The 23225-nt window shown below is 40.6% G+C and carries 20 protein-coding genes; 16 read left to right on the forward strand and 4 right to left on the reverse strand.

The features are described from left to right. Window positions 1-84: 84 nt before the first annotated feature. The 7 genes from JMN32_RS15555 to JMN32_RS15585 all read left to right on the forward strand — a co-directional run bounded on the left by JMN32_RS15555 (window position 85) and on the right by JMN32_RS15585 (window position 11035). Window positions 85-2358 (forward strand): eCIS core domain-containing protein, encoded by a 2274-nt coding sequence (locus JMN32_RS15555; protein ID WP_202857276.1) that lies wholly within the window; start codon window positions 85-87, stop codon window positions 2356-2358. 307 nt (window positions 2359-2665) lie between these two features. Continuing rightward, window positions 2666-3076 carry a hypothetical protein gene (locus JMN32_RS15560; RefSeq protein ID WP_202857277.1) on the forward strand — a complete coding sequence of 137 codons (411 nt, stop codon included), beginning with the start codon at window positions 2666-2668 and terminating at the stop codon, window positions 3074-3076. A 95-nt stretch (window positions 3077-3171) separates the two neighbouring features. Next, window positions 3172-5658 (forward strand): YbcC family protein, encoded by a 2487-nt coding sequence (locus JMN32_RS15565; RefSeq protein ID WP_202857279.1) that lies wholly within the window; start codon window positions 3172-3174, stop codon window positions 5656-5658. A gap of 8 nt (window positions 5659-5666) precedes the next feature. Beyond that, a complete protein-coding gene (locus JMN32_RS15570) occupies window positions 5667-7535 on the forward strand; it encodes a proton-conducting transporter transmembrane domain-containing protein (protein ID WP_202857280.1) in 1869 nt (622 codons plus the stop codon). A 34-nt stretch (window positions 7536-7569) separates the two neighbouring features. Beyond that, a complete protein-coding gene (locus tag JMN32_RS15575) occupies window positions 7570-9165 on the forward strand; it encodes a SulP family inorganic anion transporter (protein ID WP_202857281.1) in 1596 nt (531 codons plus the stop codon). Beyond that, window positions 9162-9698: a carbonic anhydrase gene (locus JMN32_RS15580; RefSeq protein ID WP_202857282.1), complete on the forward strand. Its 537-nt coding sequence runs from the start codon at window positions 9162-9164 to the stop codon at window positions 9696-9698. Before JMN32_RS15575 ends, JMN32_RS15580 begins: the two co-directional genes overlap by 4 nt. A 14-nt stretch (window positions 9699-9712) precedes the next feature. Beyond that, window positions 9713-11035: a hypothetical protein gene (locus JMN32_RS15585; RefSeq protein WP_202857283.1), complete on the forward strand. Its 1323-nt coding sequence runs from the start codon at window positions 9713-9715 to the stop codon at window positions 11033-11035. A gap of 244 nt (window positions 11036-11279) precedes the next feature. Here the strand turns inward: JMN32_RS15585 and JMN32_RS15590 are convergent, their stop codons facing one another. The 4 genes from JMN32_RS15590 to JMN32_RS15605 are packed head-to-tail and all read right to left on the reverse strand — an operon-like array spanning window position 11280 to window position 14835. Further along, on the reverse strand, window positions 11280-12842 hold the full coding sequence (locus tag JMN32_RS15590) for an ArnT family glycosyltransferase (protein WP_202857284.1): 1563 nt from the start codon (window positions 12840-12842) through the stop codon (window positions 11280-11282). Beyond that, a complete protein-coding gene (locus JMN32_RS15595) occupies window positions 12839-13495 on the reverse strand; it encodes a lipid-A-disaccharide synthase N-terminal domain-containing protein (RefSeq protein WP_238354498.1) in 657 nt (218 codons plus the stop codon). The genes JMN32_RS15590 and JMN32_RS15595 overlap by 4 nt, the downstream gene beginning before the upstream one ends. Next, on the reverse strand, window positions 13476-14213 hold the full coding sequence (locus JMN32_RS15600; protein ID WP_202857285.1) for a glycosyltransferase: 738 nt from the start codon (window positions 14211-14213) through the stop codon (window positions 13476-13478). Before JMN32_RS15600 ends, JMN32_RS15595 begins: the two co-directional genes overlap by 20 nt. Continuing rightward, window positions 14203-14835, reverse strand: coding sequence for an HD domain-containing protein (locus JMN32_RS15605; protein ID WP_202857286.1), 633 nt, complete (start codon window positions 14833-14835; stop codon window positions 14203-14205). Before JMN32_RS15605 ends, JMN32_RS15600 begins: the two co-directional genes overlap by 11 nt. Window positions 14836-14977: 142 nt before the next feature. On the opposite strand from JMN32_RS15605, the gene JMN32_RS15610 reads away from it, so the two are divergent. The 9 genes from JMN32_RS15610 (at window position 14978) to JMN32_RS15650 (ending at window position 23222) form a co-directional block, all read left to right on the forward strand. Next, window positions 14978-15538, forward strand: coding sequence for an RNA polymerase sigma factor (locus JMN32_RS15610; protein ID WP_202857287.1), 561 nt, complete (start codon window positions 14978-14980; stop codon window positions 15536-15538). Beyond that, window positions 15531-16925, forward strand: coding sequence for a hypothetical protein (locus JMN32_RS15615; RefSeq protein WP_202857288.1), 1395 nt, complete (start codon window positions 15531-15533; stop codon window positions 16923-16925). Before JMN32_RS15610 ends, JMN32_RS15615 begins: the two co-directional genes overlap by 8 nt. Window positions 16926-16941: 16 nt before the next feature. After that, entirely contained in the window at window positions 16942-18582 is a 1641-nt protein-coding gene (locus JMN32_RS15620) for an ArnT family glycosyltransferase (RefSeq protein WP_202857289.1), read from the forward strand. Window positions 18583-18684: 102 nt separating this feature from the next. Next, the gene (locus JMN32_RS15625) at window positions 18685-19125 is read left to right on the forward strand and encodes a thioredoxin family protein (protein WP_202857290.1); all 441 of its coding nucleotides are present in this window, start codon (window positions 18685-18687) and stop codon (window positions 19123-19125) included. 3 nt (window positions 19126-19128) lie between these two features. Then, window positions 19129-20109, forward strand: a complete 981-nt coding sequence (locus JMN32_RS15630) for an FAD:protein FMN transferase (RefSeq protein ID WP_238354499.1) — start codon at window positions 19129-19131, stop codon at window positions 20107-20109. Continuing rightward, window positions 20106-20324 (forward strand): DUF4266 domain-containing protein, encoded by a 219-nt coding sequence (locus tag JMN32_RS15635; protein ID WP_202857291.1) that lies wholly within the window; start codon window positions 20106-20108, stop codon window positions 20322-20324. Before JMN32_RS15630 ends, JMN32_RS15635 begins: the two co-directional genes overlap by 4 nt. A gap of 9 nt (window positions 20325-20333) precedes the next feature. Next, on the forward strand, window positions 20334-21647 hold the full coding sequence (locus tag JMN32_RS15640) for a DUF3570 domain-containing protein (protein WP_238354500.1): 1314 nt from the start codon (window positions 20334-20336) through the stop codon (window positions 21645-21647). Between the two features lie 242 nt (window positions 21648-21889). After that, window positions 21890-22066: a hypothetical protein gene (locus JMN32_RS15645; RefSeq protein WP_202857293.1), complete on the forward strand. Its 177-nt coding sequence runs from the start codon at window positions 21890-21892 to the stop codon at window positions 22064-22066. 250 nt (window positions 22067-22316) lie between these two features. Beyond that, complete coding sequence (locus JMN32_RS15650) at window positions 22317-23222, forward strand: AAA family ATPase (protein WP_238354501.1); 906 nt, start codon at window positions 22317-22319, stop codon at window positions 23220-23222. The last annotated feature ends 3 nt before the right edge of the window (window positions 23223-23225 follow it).

Raw genomic sequence — 23225 nt, forward strand, 5'->3', positions numbered from 1 at the left:
TGTGAATTACTCTTTTACAGCGAGCAGTTAAACTTTGCTTCTTAAATAATTTATTGATGAATTAATTCTTTATATATTCATTATATGAAAGATAACTTGTCAGGACAGTCAAATGTCGATGGAAACAGACTCATTCAGAATAAAAACAGCCTTGATAGAGGCGCTCTTAATAAGAATTTTGATAATAGTCTGATTCAGAAGAAGGAGCAATCAGGTAATAGAGGGGGTGGTATTCAAAAAACACAAAATAATACCGGTTTGCCAGATACCCTAAAGCAGGGAGTGGAGAGCCTTTCAGGGCTTTCTATGGATGATGTGAAGGTTCATTACAATTCCTCCAAACCTGCTGGCCTTGGAGCATTAGCATATGCTCAGGGCACTGATATTCATATCAGTCCTGGACAGGAAAAACACCTGCCTCATGAAGCCTGGCATGTTGTACAGCAAAAGCAAGGAGAGGTGAAGCCAACCGTGCAGATGAAGGGCGGGGTTGCTGTAAATGATGCCGCTGATCTTGAAAACGAAGCCGATATCATGGGAAGTAAGGCGAATGGTCTGGTGACGCCAACTTCTGTTGGGGTACAGGCTCCTGGTACTCATGGATCCATTGTTGCTAACGATGTGGTTCAGTTGAACAGGGATGAAAATAAGGAACACTATAGTAAACTTCTATTAAAGTTTGGAGCAATAAAATCGGCCTATGCAGAGAAGCGGGCCGAGGCCGGGTGGCTACTAAATAATGAAAGAGTAAAGGAAGGGATTGAGGAAAAGCAAAGGTGGTATTTGCGTAATAGACTGGAGCACCTCTTACCAGAATTAGATAAGGTGCAAGATCTTACGTTTGATGAAAATTTTAGTAATGGAAAATATAAAAAACTTAAGTATGCCTGTAATAGGTTGGGTGGTGATGATTTGAAACTCCTGACTCAGACTATTACAGAGCTGAAAAAGTTACACTATGAATTTTCAGGGAAACATGGGGAAAGAAAAATTATTAATCAGCCAGGATATGCTACCGGTGATGTGTTTGGTATAGCTGCATCACTCATTGACGATCCTAACCTTGATATTGTAATTAGCAGAGGTGCGGAAAAAGGAACAGCTGGCTATGACCCTACAGACAAGGCCGATGCGCTGGTTAAATTTTATACTGATTCAGGTATAGAACCATGGCGTATACATATGGCACAAGTTTCTGACTTGAGAGATGAAGGAGCCAAGGCTATGAAAGGCAAGACCCGGAGTATCCAAAAAGGGTTTGATCCGAAATTGTCAAATAGGGCAATAGATAATAATATGACTTTTACGGTGAGTGGAGGTACGGATTATGTAGCAACTCATTGGAGTGATGAAATGCGGAGCAAAGTTAGAAATGCCTGGGATGTTAACGATTCAAAAGACAAAGAGATTCAAGATTGGCTTCGATATAAAAACGTACCGGTCAGTGGCAAAAACGTAGCAATATTATGGTCACGTTTTAGCGGAAAGAAAGGAGACATCCACCTGGAGCATGATACTAGCTACAAGGGTATGGAGCAAATAGTGATAATGGCCAAGGAAAAATATGCAGCTGTTATAATTGCCGGAGACCCTTATGCAACTCCTGATAAGGTAGGTAAGTTTACGCAAATTGCCCGCAAAGCGGGGCTTAATGTCTTTGACCTGACGGGTTTTTGGGAGCATAAAAATGATTTACTGAAAGCTTGGGGAGGTGACACGCGCTTTGGGCAATTCAAATTATATGATTATCTCGACAGGCACTTCGAAGAATTAAAACATTTGGGATTTAGAAGTGGAAACCTGGAGGCAATGGCGATGCTTGGTCATCAGGTAAGGTATATGGAAGAACCTGATAGTAAAGGAGGGGAGAGAATGGAAAAGTGGCACGAAAAAGAAGGAGGAAAAACAGCCATGGGAGGGGTGGCAACAGGTTATGAACGTCTCATGGTCGATAAACCACCAACAAGGTCAGGCCAGTTTTTGAGGGCATTTCAAGGTGAGTTTGGGGATAGACCGGCATGGGCACCCGGTAGAGATCCGCAAAGAGTAAAGCCAGATCAAATTTATTCATACGAAAGTGGCTTTAACGAAAGAGATCTTACTAAAATAGGAAGCTATCTGGGTGTTGAAAGGCCTGGCCAAATAATGCGCGAACCAGCGTCCTTTTCACCGTTTGTCAACTTAACCACTTTGGATTTGACAGGAATGGAAATATCTTCTGATTTAGTCCGTAAACTCATTAGTTATATTGTAGCGGACTTGTTGCCGAGCCTTACCCGTTTGGACATCAGTGAGAGCCATAGCGAAACTGTGGAGGCATTTGGGGATTTGAAAAAAGTACAGGTTAATTATAGATAAATGATAAGTATTATGCTGGTCAACCTATTGTGAGCCATAAATGCATGCTGATCAATAATATCAAAATTTAAGATTAGGTCTCTTAATGTGCTGGACACAAGAAAGCTGATATAATTCTACTTTTTGCAAATCTCTTCTGACTGTTTTATGCCAAACAGTGGTTACATTTTTTTTAACTTTGGAATTTATTTGTACAAATCATCTGTTAGCCACTTTGAAAGCATTTTGTAGGGATGATGATTAATTAATACTAAGATAATAGGAGAGGCTTTTTAAAAAATTATATTTGTGATCTGATCTGAAAAAGATGACGAGAAAAAAAATATATTCCATGTTGGGTGTAGTGCAGGTATCCTTAGCACTATTGCTTGCCACTTGTGGGTATAGTCCATCTTTTGTACATGCTCATGATATTGTTAGTGTATCTGGCGATAGTGACACTTCTCAGGAGCTTTGGATCAATCATCCATATTATGGTAAAAGTGAGCACAGATCAGGCTTACCTCAATACCCTCCTGCGGAGGAAGACGGTGACGATGATAAAACGGAGGAAGATACCGTTGAGAGTGATGCATGTGAGCATTCGTCATTTGAGATACATGTTTTACACATCCGGCTATCCTTAAGGCTTAGTACATTCAGGCTGATATTCATGGAATATCAGGCCTCAGTGCCACTCTATGTACTCTTCCATTCCTGGAAGAACTTCCTTATCTGATATCTCCCAACTGACTTTTTAAGCATTTAAAGAGTCTTCATATCTACGCCCAAAATCGGGCATATACTATTTTTTCATATTAGATGTCAGATCAAATGGAATCTATTAAGGATTTATTTGATGAACATGATGTCCTTCATAAACTTAAGCATTACCTGCCGGCGCAGGCATCGCTGAAGGATTTCGTTCATCATAATACATTACATGCTTTTCAGCATTTGAAATTTCATGAAGCCCTGCACCAGGCTTCTCAAATATTTGGGTATAAAACTTATTTATCTCTGGCTGAATTCAGAGCACTTTTTCAGGAAGGAAAAATCCGGGAGGATGTTCTTGATAACGTGATTCAGGAGAAAAAGGGAGAAAGCGAACTCTCCGTCTGGAAGGAGAGACTTCTTCAACACAACTACAGCGCAACAGCTACATCAAGAGTAGGTCGGCTGAGAGTTTTTTGGAAAGAAAAATATAAGATCAATCTTGATAAGATTGTACATCCATTTCTATTCAAATTGCTTTCGGCATACCTTGATCAGGGTATTTCCATATGGGCATTTCCGGTTGATAACAAGGATTTCCTGAACTCTATCAGAGAAATGGAGCAAAATGAACTGATCAGTATTTTTAAAACCTCCAGGCCAAGAAAACTCCTTATGGAGGGGCAATGCTCTCTTAAAAGTCTGTTGAAAATACTGGTGGGTGATGAGGAATTGTTTGAGCAATACCTTTTTGACCAACAGTTCTCTCATCCTGGCTGGGCAGGTATGGTTTCGGTTATAGAGCATCAGCCGGAGACATTGCTAGACCGCAGGACGATAACTTTACATGATCTCATATACCTGGAACTACTGCTTGAAATAGATGCTCTGGATCATAAATTTGGTCAGGAGTGGGAACCAATAGGTTCCAAAGTTGCAGCTTTCCCTGATCCATTGTTTCAGGTAGGGGCTATAAATGAGCTGGAAGAGGTACTGATCCTTTGGCAAGAAGCGTTTGAGTGGAGCTACTACGACGATGTGCTTAAAGGAGTGTCGCCATCTCCTGCCAGCGAGAATGACCAAAAGAAAAGTTTTCAGGCTCTTTTTTGCATCGATGACAGAGAGTACTCTCTGAGGAGATATATAGAGAGTGTTGATAATCAGTCCGATACTTTTGGTACACCGGGCTTTTTTGGGGTGGAGTTCTTTTTTCAGCCAGAGCATAGTAAATTCTATACTAAGGCATGCCCTGCGCCCGTTACGCCCAAGTATTTGATCAGGGAAGAGGCCAGGCGAAATAGCAGACAAAAAGATCCTCATTATACGAAGCGATCTCACCTGCCTTTCCAAGGGTGGTTAATTACACAGACGCTTGGTTTTTGGTCTGCATTAAAGTTGTTTTTGAACATCTTCAAACCGTCTATAAGTCCGGCTACATCTTATTCGTTTCAACATATGGATAAGCACTCTCGCCTTTCTATCGAGAATGAAGGGGAGCAGGTGGATGGTATGCAGGTAGGCTTTACGGTAGAGGAGATGGCAGAGCGTGTAGGCAACACTTTGCGTAGCATCGGACTCGTTAAGGATTTTGCACCACTTATCTATGTAGTAGGTCATGGAGCAAGCTCTGTTAATAACACTCATTATGCGGGATACGACTGTGGTGCGTGCTGTGGCAGGCCGGGAGCTGTTAATGCCAGGGTGTTCTCCTATATGGCTAATCTAACAGCTGTGAGGGAGCAGCTGAGAAAAGATGGGCTGGATATTCCGGAAGACGTGGTTTTTGTTGGAGCAATGCATGATACCACCCGAGATGAGATTGAGTTTTATGACGAAGAAGTACTCACTTCCTCTCAGGAGGTCAGCCACCAGCATAACCAGGTGGTTTTTGAGAAAGCCCTGGCCCTGAATGCCAAAGAGCGTTCTCGAAGATTTGATACGGTCAATACTCAAAAGCAGTTGGCCAAACTACACAAAGATGTAAAAAGGAGGTCAGTCTCCTTATTTGAGCCCAGACCTGAGCTTAATCATGCAACAAATTCATTATGCATTGTGGGCAGAGGATCACTGACTAAAAACGTGTTCCTGGACAGAAGGCCTTTTATGAATTCGTATGACTACCGCATCGACCCTGAAGGTAAATACCTGCTCACAATACTCAACGCAGCAGCGCCTGTATGTGGGGGTATTAATCTTGAATATTACTTCTCAAGAGTAGATAATGAAAAACTGGGAGCGGGTACCAAGTTACCTCATAATGTTATAGGCTTGTTTGCCGTAGCCAATGGGGTAGATGGAGACCTTCGGCCCGGTTTGCCCAGCCAAATGATAGAAGTTCATGATCCCATAAGACTGATGTTCGTAGTGGAACATTACCCCGATGTAGTATTGAAAACAATACAGGCTAATCCTGCTACTTACGAATGGTTTATCAATGAATGGGTGTATTTGGTCGTGAAAGATCCTGAAACAGGGCAGATATACAAGTTTTTCAATGGTGAATTTAAAGTATATCAGACTCTGAGATCTACTTTACAGAAGGTAAGCGATGTGAATACCTATATCGAAAATTACCTGGATAATATACCTGTTTTAATTACCGATTGATTACCACTATGGAGAGTTTTGTTCATTTATTCTTGATGATTCCCCTGGTAGGTTTCATCATCAGTTTGTTTATTCCCGGAAAAAGGGAGAGTGTGATATCTAATGTTGCTTTTACTACCGTAGGAGCTACTTTACTGGGGGGGATGATATTTATTTCCATCTGGGTTTTGAGATTGATGCCAATGTTGAATGTTCGTGATATTTCCTTGTACACAGCACCTGGCTACGATTTTTTTCTGGATTTTTATTTTGACAAAGTTTCTGCAGTTTACCTGATGGTTGGTGCTGTCTTAACCTTTTTGGTCACTATTTATAGTCGTTACTATCTGCACCGAGAATCTGGTTACAAGCGCTTTTTTAATACTGTATTGTTTTTCTATCTCGGCTTCAATGTAACAGTACTGGCTGGCAATTTCGAAACACTTTTTATTGGGTGGGAAATACTCGGCTTATCGTCATTTCTGTTGATTGCCTTTTATAGAAAACGGTACCTTCCTGTGAAGAATGCACTCAAAGTGTTTGCTATTTACAGAATTGGTGATGTAGGAATCCTACTGGCCATGTGGATGAGCCATCACTTGTGGCATGAGAATGTTACCTTCATGAAACTCAATAATTACGAACTGGTGCATGAGGTGCTTCAGTCTCATAGTGCCATTGGGATATTCATTTCCGTAATGATCGTGATCGCAGCTGCTGCCAAGTCGGCACAGTTTCCATTTTCAGCATGGTTACCGAGGGCCATGGAAGGTCCAACGCCATCGAGTGCTATTTTCTATGGGTCATTATCGGTCCATATTGGAGCATTTTTATTGCTACGTACTTTCCCTTTTTGGGAGCACCAGCCCGTGGTACACTGGTTTATAGTAGCTATCGGAGTAATTACTGCTGTGCTGGGTTCTATTATAGCCAGAGTACAGCCAACAGTGAAGAGTCAGATAGCTTATGCCTCCATGGCTCAGATCGGTATTATATTTATTGAAATTGCTGCAGGGTGGCATACACTGGCACTTATACATTTTGCCGGTAATTCATTTCTTCGCACTTATCAGTTGTTGACTTCCCCATCAGTAGTTACATACCTGATCAGGGAGCAGTTTTACGACTTTACGCCAAGAAGGAAGTATCATGAAAATGCTTTTATGAAAAGGCTAAAGTATGCTGTTTACCTACTCTCCATTAAAGAGTGGCATCTGGATTCAGTGGTTTTTACATTCTTTTTTAAGCCATTGAAGAAAATGCGTACCGCACTGAGTTTTCTGACCGTTAAAAATGTCCTTTACTTCTTCGTTCCCATCTGCCTGATCGGTTTTGATCTTGCTTACCTCAATGAGGTTGGTGGGGTATTGAAGCAGTACCTGCCGGTTATACTGGCAGCTACGGCATTAATTATGGTGATTAAAGCCTATAATGAAAGAAGCAGCTCGCGACTAGCCTGGTTATGTATAGTTACCGCTCATTTCTTTATTGATCTGGGTATAGCTTTTAACCATCACTTTGATGGACGGGAAACCTTTGTGTATTTGAGCGGGGTGGTAATGTCTGGTATTATTGGGTATATCAGCCTGTATCGTGTTAAGGCTATGGAACACCATGGTATCGGTCTCAATGAATTTCATGGGTTGGTAAGCCAGTACCCTAGAACAGCTTTTATCTTTTTAATGTCGTGCCTGGGATTGGCAGGATTCCCTATAACCACAACATTTTTTGGGGAAGATGTGATCCTTACCCATGTGCATGAAGACCAGTTTGCCCTGGCGGTACTGGTGGCACTTACTTTTATCATTAACGGCATTGCTTTAATCAGGATTTACGCCCGGGTATTTCTCGGTGCCAATTCCAGAACATACCATGAGCAGGCCGATCTGACATCTTAAATAAAATTTCATCTGAGTTTTAAAAATATTAATAATGAAAAATAATCAATTAAAAATAGAAGTTCCGAAAAGCGGATTTACGGGATTAAAAGAGAATTGGGGTAGTGATATCCTGGCAGGTTTTCTAGTGTTTTTACTTGCTCTGCCGCTCAGTCTTGGTATAGCCAAAGCTAGCGGTTTCCCTGCAGCCATGGGTGTACTTACTGCCATGGTTGGGGGTATATTTTCCAGCTTTTTTAAAGTTTCTGAGCTAACTATCAAAGGGCCTGCTGCCGGTTTGATCACCGTTTGCTCGGGAGCTATTTTGGAGTTTGGTGGAGGAGAAACAGGCTGGAAAATGGCCACGGCAGTCATTGTGGTGATGGCTCTGATTCAGGTTGTATTCGGGTTTTTGAAGTTTGGTTCTTTGAGCGACTTTTTTCCTCACTCTGCCATACATGGTATGCTTGCAGCTATAGGTATCATTATTATTGCCAAACAAATACCTGTGCTATTAGGTGATGAACCTTCGCTTTACAAAGGTGAAGGGCCAATTGAACTCTTGCTGGATATACCCAAATTTGTTACTCATGCACATTTCAATATTGCTATTGTTGGGCTGATAGCGTTGGTGATACTATTTACACTTCCTAAGCTGAAAGTTAATTTTTTGAAAAAAGTGCCAGGGCCAATGGTAGTATTACTCATTGCTGTTCCGCTTTCACTTTACTGGAGCTTTAAAAGCACTGAGCCAGCCTACTCATTAGTTCAAATCGGTGATTTTTGGGGCAGCTTGAGTATTAGTCCTGATTTTTCAGGGATCGGTACTTTTACTTTTTGGAAGTATGTATTTATGTTCCTGTTTGTAAACAGTTTGGAATCTTTGCTTACTGTTAAAGCGGTAGACAATCTTGACCCTTATAAGAGAGCATCAGATTATGATGGAGATTTGAAAGCCCTTGGCGCAAGTAATGTGGTTTCAGGTTTGTTGGGTGGATTACCCATGATTTCAGAAGTAGTAAGGAGCTCTGCTAATATTGGTTTTGGAGCAAAGACCAAATGGTCAAATTTTTTCCATGGTACATTTTTGTTGCTTTCCATGATATTACTCATACCTGTTATTGAAATGATACCTAATGCGGCTCTAGCTGCTATGCTTATTTTTGCAGGTTACAGATTGGCTTCACCTAAAGAGTTTGTACACACTTATAAAGTAGGCCGAGAGCAACTCGTAATATTCCTGACTACCATTGTGGTTACCCTCGCTGAAGACCTTTTATTAGGTATAGCAGCCGGTATTTTGGTTAAGTTTGTGTTCCACATGATAAATGGAGCCTCATTTAAAAGTTTATTTAAGGCGCACTATGAAGTAATTAAGACAAACCAAGGTACTTTAATTAAGGTTACAGAGTCTGCTGTTTTCTCCAATTTACTTGGATTCAAAAAAATGCTCACCAGCCTTCCTGAAAAGGAAGAAGTGAAGTTTGATGTAAGTGAAGCCAGACTGATAGACCATTCATTTATGTCTTTTATTGACCATTTTGGAAGAGAGTATAACTTCACTGGTGGGAATTTTCAGGTCGTAGGCCTCGGAAATCACATTTCTCTTTCAGAGCATCCTCTATCAACCAAAAAGTTAGCAAGAGCATGAGCAGCTTAACATCCTACTGTGACAAGATAGAAGAAAAAACCGTCATGATTTTTTGCAATGACTGTCATAGCATAGCTGAAGTTATGGGCAATGAAAACTTGATCATTCATAACCTGTTGGGAGGGTTAGTGTTGGAGAGTAATGCTCATGACATCAATTACCTCAGGCACTGCATTGACGAAGAAGGAGCAAGTCAGATAGTTATTGTAGGGCACCTGAATTGTCAGGTGCTCAAACATTTGCTAGATGATGTTTCCGGTATAACATTATGGGAAGAGGCTCGTAGCTATGTGGAGGCTCTTTCGCAAGAGATGGTTAGCTTAAATTTAGGGTTATATGACAGAGGGTGGCACCTAATGCATCGTCATGTAGCTTTACAGGTCAAAAAACTTTCAGGGATACCTTATATCAGCGAAAAGGTAGAAGCTGATAAGCTAATAGTGACCGGAATAGTTATCGATGACAGGGAACCCAATCTTCTGGAAGAGACCAACCTTGAAATATTTGAAACTTTAAATTTTAAACTGAATTAAAGAGATCCAATAAAATGGAGAAAAGACTTTTTATAGCAAGTATATGCTTGTTGCTTCTTTCTGTGTATTCAAATGCACAGGATACTTCTCAAAAAGGAAAGCCCAAAAATAGTGGAGTAGTGTTTAACCTTAATGAGGATGGTAGCCATTATGTAAAGCTTTCAGGGCTTGGACAAATATGGTTAAGAAATACTCAAATGAATCCTGGAACTACAATCAATGGCTATGAAACAGATAGCTATAGCGATATCAGTATCCGACGACTCAGGTTCCAGATATTTGGACAGATCACAGATAAGGTGTTTTTCTATTCTCAGTTCGGACAGAATAACTTCAATTTCCACTCACCTAAATATGACGGAGCTTTCTTTCATGATGCTTTGATTGAATATGCGGTTGATAAGGAAAAACTCTCCTTTGGAGCAGGGCTTACAGGCTGGAATGGTCTAACCAGGTATGCTTCACCTAGTACGGGAAGCATTATGTCGCTTGATGCACCCCTTTATCAACAGGCTACAAATGGTGTAAATGATCAGTTTTTGAGGAAATTAAGCGTTTATGCTAAGGGACAGTTGGGTAAGCTCGATTATCGTATAGCACTGACTCAGCCCATGACGGTTTCCGGCGCTCCTGAAGCTCCGACCGGAACTGATTTTTCATTTAGTAATGAGCCCCCTAAAAAACAGGTTCAGGGATATTTTAAGTACATGCTTATGGGTAAAGAATCAAACCTGACACCCTATGAGGCAGGATCTTACCTGGGAAAAAAGAGTGTGTTCAATATTGGTGGTGGGTTTATCTACCAGCAGGATGCCATGTGGGCACTCGATAATAATGCAGAGATAGTGAATAAAGACATGGTGTTATTTGGACTGGATATATTTTACGACAAACCTCTTACTGATGAAACAGCGTTGACAGCATATGCAGCCTATACCAACTATGATTTTGGTAATGGTTATGTCAGGAATGTTGGAGTGAATAATGCTGCTACCGGATCAGGCGGAGCTACGGTAGGTGGCTACGGTGGAGCTTTTCCTATGGTAGGTACTGGTAATACTATGTACGCACAGGCCGGTTATCTTTTTGGTGAAAACATAATCTCAGAAGGAGGGAAGTTACAGCCTTTCGCTGCATTGCAGTATTCTGATTATGACTACCTTGATGATAGTATGGTCATGTATGAGCTGGGAGCTAATTATCTGATTCAAGGAGGGCATAATAGCAAGTTGAGTTTTGTATACCAAAGTAGACCAACTTATAAAAATGAGGCTGGTGAAAATGTATTAGATACCCGAAAAGGGATGGCAGTTTTACAATATCAGGTAAGTTTTTAAAAAGTTAAAACTTGCGTTAACAAATCATTGATTTGTGGGTTAATACAGCATAACACGCGTTATAACTATAGAGAGGTTGTTTGTAGGTTCTTTTGGTTTTTTCCTATTCACCTATCAGGGATAATAACCAAGCTTATAGGCAACCTCTTTTATTGTAATAATTGTCCCGCCTGAAATAGCGTTACACAAAAGTGACCTTATGAAAAAGAAGAAAGGCCTGCATGGTTTACCAGGTATGATTCTTTTATTGAATTAAATTAAAATAGAGCACTTCCTGTTCGTTACCCGGATTTGGATAGAATTCAAATACTTCTTTTGCATCATTTAGAGGTTTGCCAGTAACTATTACCGTGTTATTCCTAAAGTTTTGTCCATAGGGAGCTACATTTACTTTTCTGCCGATCTCCCAAATCCGTACAGGGTTAAGCTTTACGGTACTGTAGATTGGTTTTGAACGGATAGCCTGTATATGCCTTACTTCTCTGAGATCACTATACTTCGGGTTATCCTGTTTGATTGTAGGAATTAAAGGCCATATCGCTACATCAAAAAATAATACAGCAGCAATAGATGCGGAATAGACCAACTCTTTTTTTCTCCATAAACTCATCCCGGCTGCAATAACTAAACCAAAGCCAGATACAGTAATGAGTAGGAAAGAAGTCGCATCCATTCTTTCTGTTTTGACGCCAAATTGCCAAGCGACTATGGTAGTAGCCGCTATAACCAGTATAGTTAATATCCCTTGAACAAGCATAAATAATCGTGTTGCTTTGTCAGAGCTACCTTTTTGATAATTTTCTATGTGATGCGAAACCATTGCCCCAATGAGTACAGCCAGTGGAGGCAGAGCTGGCAAAAAGTACCTTTCCTTTTTTTCGGGAATCACGGAAAGTAAAAATAAAGTCATTAAAAACCAGAAGAGGACAAGCTTCATGCTTTTGGCGGGAAATTTCAATTGTAATTTTTTGAAGCTATAGAAGGCAAATACGGTAGTTAGAGCCCAAATACCGGTAAATAATGGAAAATGCAGATAAAACCAGAATGGTCTGTTATGTCGGTTGATCCAGGCACTGCTTTCCTCATGGGCAATCTGAGTAGCAATATCAGGAATCTTGATATATAAGTAAAGGGGCCATGCTGCGCTAACCAGCAGCATGATCAGGATAGAAAGACCTGCACCTGTTAGAGTGGGTTGGCTAAATTTATTTTTACTTACAAAAAAGGCAATAAGAAAGGGTAGTAAAAGCGCATAAAATGAAACAGGGCCTTTGCTCAAAAATGAGAACCCCATGAGTACACCAGATAAAATCCAGTATTTTAAAAGGTTGTGTTTTGATGCACGATAAAGCATCCATATGGCACCAAGCATAAAGGCATTGCAATAAATATCCCAGGCACCGGTTTTGGCTTCTTCTATAAGCATATAGCATGAAGCTAATATCGCAGCCGAGTAAAAGGCGGCATTACTGTTTAAGAAAAGATCTTTCACTAGTCCGTAGAGAAAGAAGATCATAATGGTGGCGATCATTGCTGAGGGGAAGCGTAGCGCCATCAGGCTATTGGGGTCGCCGTTAAGGGCTATCGATGCCGCTGTGATCCATGTGGGAAGGGGAGGCTTCCTTATTCGGGTATTTCCATTGAGGGTAGGAATTGCCCAATTACCGCTCTCCAGCATTTCCCGTGCTGAGATGAAATTACGGGCCTCCATAATAGTGGGAGGTGAAACATCAGCCAGATGAGTAAAAAATAAGATGATACAGATTCCTAACAACAAAGGTTTTTGATAAGGTATACTGGGAATCATGAATAAGCCTGCTTTTTTTGTGGTGCTGTTTTATAATGAATAAAAAGGTTTCTGGAATATATGATCACGCCAAAAAACTGCCCGACAATGAGTACCGGATCGAGCCGGAATATAGCGTAAGAAATGATCATCAGGGAACCAACGAGGCTGATTATCCAGAAACCAGGTGGAAGTACTGATTTCTTTAATTTTTCTGAGTGTAACCACTGATAGACAAACCGGAAGGTAAATATGATCTGTCCGGCAGACCCCCAAACCATTAATGGAAAAGAAATTTCCGGATTATGGAGCAGCGAATGGAAGTGAAACTGCTTGTTGAGTAGCAGGTAGCATAAGGCAATAACAGGGCTGGCCAGCGTACTTACTCTGAACCAAACGGGCAAGTATCTCCATGCCTTTTTAAAGCGCAGGTTTCGAATATAAATGAAATAGGAGATAAGTTGCCCACCGATAATGACAATGTCATTTCTTAGTACTCCATACACTATTAATAAAAAAGAGGCAAACAGGCTTAATTGCCAGAATATAGTGGGGGAAAGTACTTTGCCTGCTTTTTCGGATTTAACCCATTGTACAATCAGGCGTGCTGAAAACAAGCCCTGAGCTATAAAACCAATGGTGTAAATCCAGATATCACTTATGTGCCAACTCAAGTTCAGATATTTTGTATTTAATACTCTTTTTCCTCATCCATACAAATACCAAGGTATCTATGAATGGTCCGGCAAGCCTGTTGAATAAATGATACTTGGCTGTGCCTGCATATCGCTCAAAGTGTTGTACTTCAAGCTGTTTAACGGCTCCTCCCTGAAGCTGTATAAGTGCTGGTATGAAACGGTGCATGCCTTTAAAAAAGGGAAGCTTTTTGGCTGCGTCAGTTTGCATCAGTTTTAACGGACAGCAGGTGTCGGCAATGCCATCATTGATCACCATACGTCTGAACCCGTTAGCTATTTTGGAAGAGATTTTTTTTATAATAGTGTCTTTTCTTTGGGCACGAATGCCGTTGACCAGTGTAAAATTATTAAGATGTTCAAAATATTTGAGGAAATCGCTGGGAGATGTTTGCAAGTCCGCATCAATATACCCCATGTACTGAGTATCACAAAGGTCAATTCCTGCCTTGATGGCTGCGCTTAACCCACAATTGCTCTCTAAGGAAGCGTAGTAATAATGGTTAGCGCCTTTGCCGCGACATATATCCTTGATTAATTCCAAACTACCGTCATTAGAGCCGTCGTTAACAAAAAGTACCTTGGAAGACAATGGAGTTTGTGCCATGTACTTATCCATTTCTTCTTTAAACCTAGGCAGGCTTTCTACTTCATTATATACCGGAACTACAATGGTGAGCAGGTATTCAGACTCCATGTCGCAGGTCCTCCAAAGTTTTGATGTTTTTCTTGATGTTCATTTGTTTGCCCTTTTCAAGGTTATTTTTTGCATAGGCAGTACAATAGTTATGCTGATGCAGAAAGTCCAGGTTTTGTCGGTGCCATTGGTCATCACTTACCTTCGTTTCGAAGATGAGCTCCCATTCTTTCCTGAGTTGTTTCGACAACTGAAAGTAATTTCTACAGGAGAGATGGTACAGGTCTGCATCACAGATAACTTTTTCAATTATATCATGAGGCTCAATGTCTAATTGCGTTACGCTAATGCAATTCATTACTTTATGAATCTTTGATGTTGGGTAGCCATTATTTAACAAAAAATCCCGGGCAATGTTCTTGCCCTCTTCTTCATGGCTATTATAAGTGTAAAGGTAACCAGTATCGTGAAACCAGGCAGCAACCAGCAATATCTCTCTGTCATTTTTGTTGAGTTGCATGCCGCGGCTTATTTCATCACAAGCATTTACCACCATTTCTGTATGATCCAGGTTGTGGAAAATCAACTTACTGGTTCTCAGCTCTTTAAAGAGTGAACGGACATGAGCTTCTACTTTTGTTAGTATCTCAGACTTTAGCACTTTTTCAACCTTTACAGACACCACGTATAATATTTGAAAGTGGTTGGTACTAAGGTGTTAAAAAAAAATCAATGTGACAACAATCATAAATTTTAGGTGATGTACGTTCTATTTCAACCAACCTTTATTCCATACCTTACGTGTTGACCTTATCGAATAAATAGTGGAAGAGAATAAGAGCTTTTATGAGTTGATAAAACAGTGCAGTAGAGGGATCCAATCTGCACAGGATAAACTCTATATGGAGTTTTACAGCTATGCTATGAGTATAGGTTTGAGGTATTCCAGAGATAGAGAAGAGGCAATAGAAATAGTCAATGATGCTTTTTTTAAAGTCTTTACCAATCTCGACAAATATACACCCGGGTTATCCTTCAAAGGGTGGCTCAGACGGATTGTTATAAATGCCTCTATAGATTACTATAGAAGAAATGAAAAACATTACCATGGTGTGGATATCTCTTATGCAAACCTTGAGCATACAAGCGAAGATGTATTGGACGATATTTCAGAAAGGGAGATTATTGAGCTTATTCAAGAACTGCCACCTTCTTACCGAATGGTTTTTAACCTTCATGTAATCGAAGGTTATAAGCACGAAGAGATAGCGAAAAAACTCAATATCAGTGTGGGAACTTCTAAATCTAACTTATCGGTAGCACGTACAAAACTACAGTTGGCGATCAGCAAAATGAGAGGGATTAAAGGTCAGAAACATGGATGACAATAAATTTGACAAAAAATTAAAGGAGAAGGTTGAGAACTTCCGCGATGAGCAATTTGATGAACATGCTTTGACAGGTTTACGTGAGCGAATGGCGGGAATATCTTATCAACCTTGGTACGCTCCCTACAAAAAAGCTGCGGGCTATGCTGCTGCGGTAATATTGATCAGCCTGCTCAACTTCGGGTTGTTTGCTTATTTTAATGGTAATCGCGACCGAGAACTTCTTGCAAGTATAGAGGAATTGAAGCAGGACATGAGTAATTATGAAAAGCTGAAAAGAGATTACGAAACACTTCAGCTGACCAAGACCAAAGCTGAAATTGATACTGATACCATATATATATATAAAGGGTTAGTTAGCAATAATGGCTATGGTCATACTTCATACAGTGGACGGCAGGCCATGAAGACAACATACCATGAACCCAGACAGGGGAAGCAAGGACGGGCCAATGCTCAAGCAGAAGACATACCTTTAGGAAGGGTAGACGAGCTTTCAGAGGAAGTTAAAGACTTTTTGGCTCAATATCAATTGGCTTATATTGGTGAAAATGAGCAGGTTTATCTGCAATATCACAATCGGGACGATGCCCGGTTTGTTAATAGAAAAGGTTATGACAGTCCCTGGTCTCCGAACTTTTCGGATATAGCTCTGGCTTCGGTAGATGTCTCTGAGCCGGAAGGAAAAGCTCTGGATAAGCATAGAAAACAGGCTCTTCCTGCTAAAGTGCTTCGGGATATTGAAAAACAGCGAATGAAGGGTATAGGCTTTCAGTATGGCCCTGAAGTAGATATAATGAAACTTGCCTCAGATCGTGGTTCGGGCCATCCCGGGATAGCTGCCGGTATCAAAGCCGAATTTATTCTGTCGCCTTCCTTCAGGGTTGAGACCGGGGCGAAATATTCCTACACAAGCTATAGAGTAAACGATCCGGCGAAGCTGGGGGATAAACTTGCAACTTACCCAGGCTTGAACGAGGATATTGGTAAACTCCAGCAAATTGAGCAGCGGACATATGCAGTAACTGTACCGGTGCAATTGAAATACTATCACCCTGTAGCCCGAGACCGTTATATTTTTGCCTCGGTAGGACTTTCTCCGCAGATGCAGGTGCTTCAGCGGTTTGAGTACGAGTATGAGTATAAGTATACTTCCGATGAAAATGATTTTTCTGTAGATATTGAGGCGTCCAAGCATTTTGATGATGGTAAAATATATACCGGAATGTTGGATGCAAGCCTGGGTATTGAGAAGAAACTTAAGAACCACTCCATATTACAACTCTCAGCTTTTTATGGCAGAGGCATAGGAAAGTTGGGCATGGAGGAGAGTGAACTTGCTATGATAGGATTGAGGTCTGCACTTAAATTTAGGGTCAACTAGTCTTTCTTTCATGTAGATGAAGCCAATATATAAGCTGTCGGGTGTTAGAGTCTCTGATCTTGCGTTGAGTATTTTAATGATCTTTGCAGCTATAATATTGTTCTCAAATCTGGCTACATGGGGAGTCACCGAGACTAGTGAGGCTCGTTATGCTGAGATTAGCAGGGAAATGTACTTGTCAGGGGACTACATGCACCCCAGGCTATTAAAAATCGGGCATTATCACAAGCCGCCGTTAACTTATTGGATAACGGCTTTTGCCTATAGCATATTTGGAGTAACAGCTTTCGCTGCACGCTTTTTCTTGCAGGTTGCTTTGCTCATTCAAATTTACTTGGTCTATCGGCTGGGGCAGTTATTGTTTAAAAATTCTGAAGCGGCTTTTCATTCGGCATGTATTTACTTTGCGTTTCCTCTGGTAATTATAAGCTCCAGGGCATTAACTACTGATGCTTACCTGACTACAACGGTACTGGCATCTATTTTTGCGTGGATAAAATATAAAAAGGGAAGGGGTATCATAAACCTTTACTTCTTTTATACCTGTATGGGCTTGGGCATGCTAATCAAAGGTCCTGTTGCTTTCATAGCCCCGGTTACTGTAGCTGTAGCCTCCCATTGGCTGATTAAAAAGGACGGGCGCAATATGATCAAACACCATTTGGCCGGAGTCTTGATTTTGTTGACTGTTGGCTCTTCATGGTACATTATGCTATGGAAAGAGAATCATGACTTCTTTAACTATTTTGTTGTTGACCACATATTTAACAGGTTTATGACAAATAACTTTGGTAGAAGACAGCCCTTTTGGTTTTTTATTGTAGTGGCAATCATCACAACCTTTCCATGGTTTGTGATGATTGTAAATGTCCTTTTTGCGAAAAAAAAAACGGCTATACTCAAGCTGTTGCTGATTTGGGTTTTTGTCCCCCTTTGTTTTTTTTCCCTTTCCTCTTCAAAGCTCATACTTTATATTTTGCCTATATATGCGGGAATGGCTCTTGCCGCAGCTTATATGTGGCATAATATGATATTGATGCACAAACAATGGTTAACCGCCTACAGTGTTTTTACCGTTTTAATATTATTAGGACTGATGCTGGCGCCCCTGCTTGATAAATCTCTATTGTTCAATACCGAAGTATATTTTTTAGTTTGTGGGGTAGGATTGGTTATTTTGATTGCGGTGCTCCTGAAATGGCACAGGCATAAACTTTCACTTATTTACTATCAGGTGCTTGTCACATCTACCCTTACCTTATTTTCTTCCCTCCTCTTCTCTTCTAATCCTGAAAAACTGCATGATCAGAAAAATCTTGCTGCATTTATTAGTTCCATACCTGGAGTAGATCAGGTTTATGTATATAATGAATTACTACCTTCACTGGCCTTTGAACTAAATAAAGATATTATTTCTGTTAATGCAGGTAGTAGTCACCTATTCAGAGAGACACGTTTTGAAGAAGAATGTTCTTGGGAAGATTATTTTATTGGAGAAGAAAAACTAAATAAGGTAAACACAAAAGAATCAGCATTTGTAATGGACGAGAAAGATGGCATATCTGAAGAAGTGCAGGGGTTACTATGCAAATATTCAAAGAAACGACATATTGAGGGGTGGGTGGTTTTTTATAATGGCCGATCCATTTATTTATGAACGGAGGTTTTGAGACTCACTTTAAATTAAAAAGATCATAATAATGTCATTTTCCAACCAACTAAACCCAGGGGATTTGCGTTATGGCTGAAAACTTTAAAAATGAGAAAAATACTAATCGTAACCACTATTATTTTGTTTGCAGTGATTTCTGCTAACGCTCAGGAATGGCAAACAGACTTTGAAGGAGCAAAAGCTGCTGCCGAGAAAGAAGATCGTAATATCGTTCTGGTTTTTCAAGGGTCTGATTGGTGTGCGCCATGCATAAAACTCGATAAGGAAGTATGGAGCACCGAAGAGTTTCAGGCTTATGCAAAAGATCATTATGTGATGTTGCAAGCAGATTTTCCTAGGAAAAAGCAAAATGCACTGCCTGAGGAGCAGCAGCAGCATAACAGGAAACTTGCTGAAAAATATAACAAAAACGGCTATTTCCCTTTTGTTGTGGTGTTGGATGAGAACGGTGCAGTCCTTGGAGAAACCGGATACAAAAAAATGACTCCTAAAGAATACATCAGTTTATTGGACTCTTTTGCAAAGTAGATTTTGAAAACCTCCCTGTTTTTAGGCTTTTTACTTCTTACATCAATTACTGCCCACTCACAGCAGGCTTGGCAGCGTACCCTCAAACTTATGGGGAGTCGCTTTGATATTACTGTTGTAGCGGAAGACTCCATTGAGGGGAATGCCTATATCGATATGGCGGTAAATGAGATCGAGAGGATTGAAAAACTGATCTCCTCCTGGGATCCGACCAGCCAGACTTCCGAGGTGAACAGGAATGCAGGTATTAAGCCTGTTAAAGTGGGTCGTGAACTTTTTAATCTTATCGAACGAGCACAAGGGCTGTCCCGGCTAACTGATGGGGCATTCGATATCAGTTACGCATCCATGGATAAAATTTGGAAGTTTGACGGTAGCATGACGTCCATGCCAGATGAAAAGGCCATTGAATCTTCAGTGGATAAGGTAGGGTATGGTAACATTGTGTTGGATAAGGAGAATAGTTCGGTTTTTCTAAAACTGAGCGGTATGAAGATAGGGTTTGGAGCAATAGGCAAAGGCTATGCGGCAGATAAAGCTAAGGAACTGCTAATTGCAAAAGGAGTTGAAGCAGGCATAATTAATGCCTCAGGCGATATGTCTGTATGGGGAAGCCAGCCTGGTGGTATGGACTGGAAAGTGGCTTTGGTTAACCCACTGAATAAAAATAAGGTATTTGCTCTGCTGCCAGTCAAAAATGGGGCAGTGGTTACCTCAGGAGATTATGAAAAATATGTGACTTTTAATGGTGTGCGCTACGCCCATATTATTGACCCACGTACCGGCTATCCGGCAACCGGCATTATCAGTGCTACGGTGTTTGCTCCGAAAGCAGAGCTTGCCGACGCACTGGCTACCTCAATATTTGTTATGGGAATTAAAACAGGGGTAGATCGGGTAAATCAGTTACCTGGTGTGGAATGCATACTGATTGACGATAAAGGAAGTATACATACATCTGAAAATGTTGAATTAGAAAAATGAACGCAAAAAAAATAATAATAGCAGCGGTGATAGGAGCATTCTCAATGAGTTCCTGCGTAGCCGTAAAAGAATATGATAAGATCAATATTAATGATCCGGATATGGCCTTGTCTACCAAAAAAGTAGATCGGTTTGAAACTAACTTTCAGTCCTACCGTGAGGCTGCAGCTGGTGCCAATGGAGGAAAGACAGGTGGAGGATGTGGATGTAATTAAAAAATGACTATGAAGAGCTTTTTAATATTACCCCTTTTGTTTATTGCTGTTGCAACACTAGCCCAGGAGCAGGATTCTACAACAGTTTATAAAAAACGTGTTCTTGAAAGCACGGAAGTCGATTTTTTAACAAGCTATTATGCTCAGGACGGAGATAATGCTGCTGTGAGTGGTGGTAGAGGTACAGAGAAACTGACTGATTTTACGCCAACCATAGTCGTGTCATTACCTTTAAATGATGATGATGTATTGACTGTTGATGCCGGTATTTCTGCATATACTTCAGCTTCTTCCAGTAACATCAACCCTTTTGACGATTCAAGCGATGCAGATGAATTTCAGGCTTCCTCGGGAGCATCATCAGGAGATACCTGGGTGAACCTTAATGTCAGCTATAGCCATAGCTCCGATGACAGAAACAAAATATGGACGGCCAAAACTTCTGTAGCTTCAGAATTTGACTACCTCTCTTTTGGAGTTGGTGGTAGCTATGCCATGTTGTTTAATGAGAAAAATACCGAAGTGAGTGTTACTGCTAATATTTATCTGGATACTTGGAATGCACTCTACCCAATCGAACTCAGGTCTTTTGAAGATGGCCGGGCAGGTTTGAATGATGGCCTTTTTAAACAATATACCATAACAGGTAACCCTGATTATGCCCCATCATTTACCAAACATGACAGTGAAACAAGGAATTCATATGCCATTGGTTTTGGTTTCTCTCAGATACTAAGTAGAAACCTTCAGGGATCACTTGCACTTGATCTGGTAAGACAGCAGGGACTGTTATCTACGCCGTTTCAGCGCGTTTACTTCAGTGATGTAGAGGATTCTTTTATACAAGATTTTCAACTGGCTGATGATGTGGAGCGTCTGCCCGATAACCGATTTAAAGTGGCGGTAGGAGGACGGTTGAACTACTATATCAATCAGATGTTTGTTCTGCGAACTTACTACCGCTACTATACTGACGATTGGGGTATAACGTCTAATACCATGAGTGTTGAGCTGCCAGTAAAGATTACAGATAAGTTTACGCTTTATCCATCATATCGCTATTATAACCAGACGGCGGCAGACTACTTTGCAGGTTATGAACAGCACTTGTCCACTGAGGAGTTTTATACTTCAGATTACGACCTTTCTAAGTTCAATGCCAACGCCTATGGTTTTGGTATAAGCTATACAGATATTTTTACTTCATTCCATCTAGGTAAGTTCGGCCTGAAGAGTATTGACCTGAAATACCTCTATTATGAAAGAAACACAGGCCTGACCTCAGGTATGATCAGTGGAGGTTTCAAGTTTGTAGTGGATTGAAAATAAAACCAAAGGTTGTGTAAAAGTCGACCTGGTATAAGAAAGTCAGGAGTCCTTTGTTTGGTGTTTTACCAAGTGAAGGGCTTTTTATTTTGGAAAGTTTTTGTTTTCAGTATGACGGGTGGGTATTTAATTGTGATCATGTCCATTGGAGGAATTACCAACCCATTAAGCATTATTAAAAGGCTAATCAATAGTAGACTTTTTATCTTAAAGGGAGTAAGCATAATAAAAATAAAAGTATGATGAAAAGAAGAACCCTGACCTTACTAGTTGTTGGACTTTTTGTTTTTGCTATGGCCCAGGTGATTGGTCACTATGCAGGTCTAGCTGATTTTGAGTATGGAATCTTGATGGGGGTAGGAATTGGTTTAATGACCTTATCTCTAATTAAAGGGAGGCTGATGACCAACAGGTAAACCTGATATACTTAAAAGTAGTTGGTAAAAGCTTCACGCTAATAATATATTATGTAGGGTTTTATGACACTGTCACGATCTGGATGGTGGTTTTAATAATTTTTATTGGATTCATTCCCAATAAAAAGATTGCTTTATTTCTGTTCAATCGTAACTATGCAACTCCTAAATATCTTGCACTTCTCATAAACAATCGGATATTTGCTATGTAAAAATGAACTAAAAACTCAGCAAGCAGTTTAACATAACTATGGCAGAAACATCTTACTGGACAGGATCAGACAAATATTTATGCGACTCGGCACTGGCACAGGCCTTCCATATGGCGCGGGTACTGGGTATGCCACTATTGATAGAAGGGGAACCTGGTACAGGTAAAACGGACCTTCCGATTCACTATGCAAAAGACCGCGGACTGGATCTGGAGGTATATCCCGTAGGGTCAAAAAGTAACATAGAGCAATTTGTGGCTCGCTTTGATCATGTGAAGTATCTGCGAGATTCGCAAATAGAAATTCTTAATGCTCAACGGGAAGAAAAGGGGTTAGCCAGTAAACTGACCACTGGTGACCGGAACCCTGAGTCTCTTGGTGACTATGTGGCAAAAGGGCCGGCTGCGATTGCTTATAGTAAGCCTAATTCCGTATTGCTAATTGACGAGATAGACAAGGCGCCTAGAGAATTTCCTAATGACTTGCTTTATGCGCTGAGTCACCGTAAGTTTATTATGCCTGAGTCGGGTGAAGTGATTGAGATTTCTGAAAAAGAAATGCCAGCTATTATAATCACTTCCAATAGGGAACAAGAGTTACCCACTGCATTTAAAGGAAGATGTATTTACCATTACATCGACTTTCCTGATAAGGATGTGATGGCTAAAATTATAGAGAAGCACCATCCCACCATTGATGAAAAAGTGGTGAGCGTAGCACTAGATGTGTTTTATCATCTTAGAAGGCTAGGTTTGGAGCGAGCCCCTACCACGCGTGAAATACTCAACTGGCTGAAATATATGGGTGACATTGCTCCTAAGGAAGCTGTAAAGAAAATAGAAGGACTTGAGGGAATAGGAGCCTTGATCAAGACGCAAACCGATATGGAGAGGGTCAGCCGCATGCTAGGAGCTGATAATGCTACTTTTGGAGGATTAAACTAAAGA

Source organism: Fulvivirga marina (assembly GCF_016775155.1).
Classification (GTDB): Bacteria; Bacteroidota; Bacteroidia; order Cytophagales; family Cyclobacteriaceae; genus Fulvivirga; species Fulvivirga marina.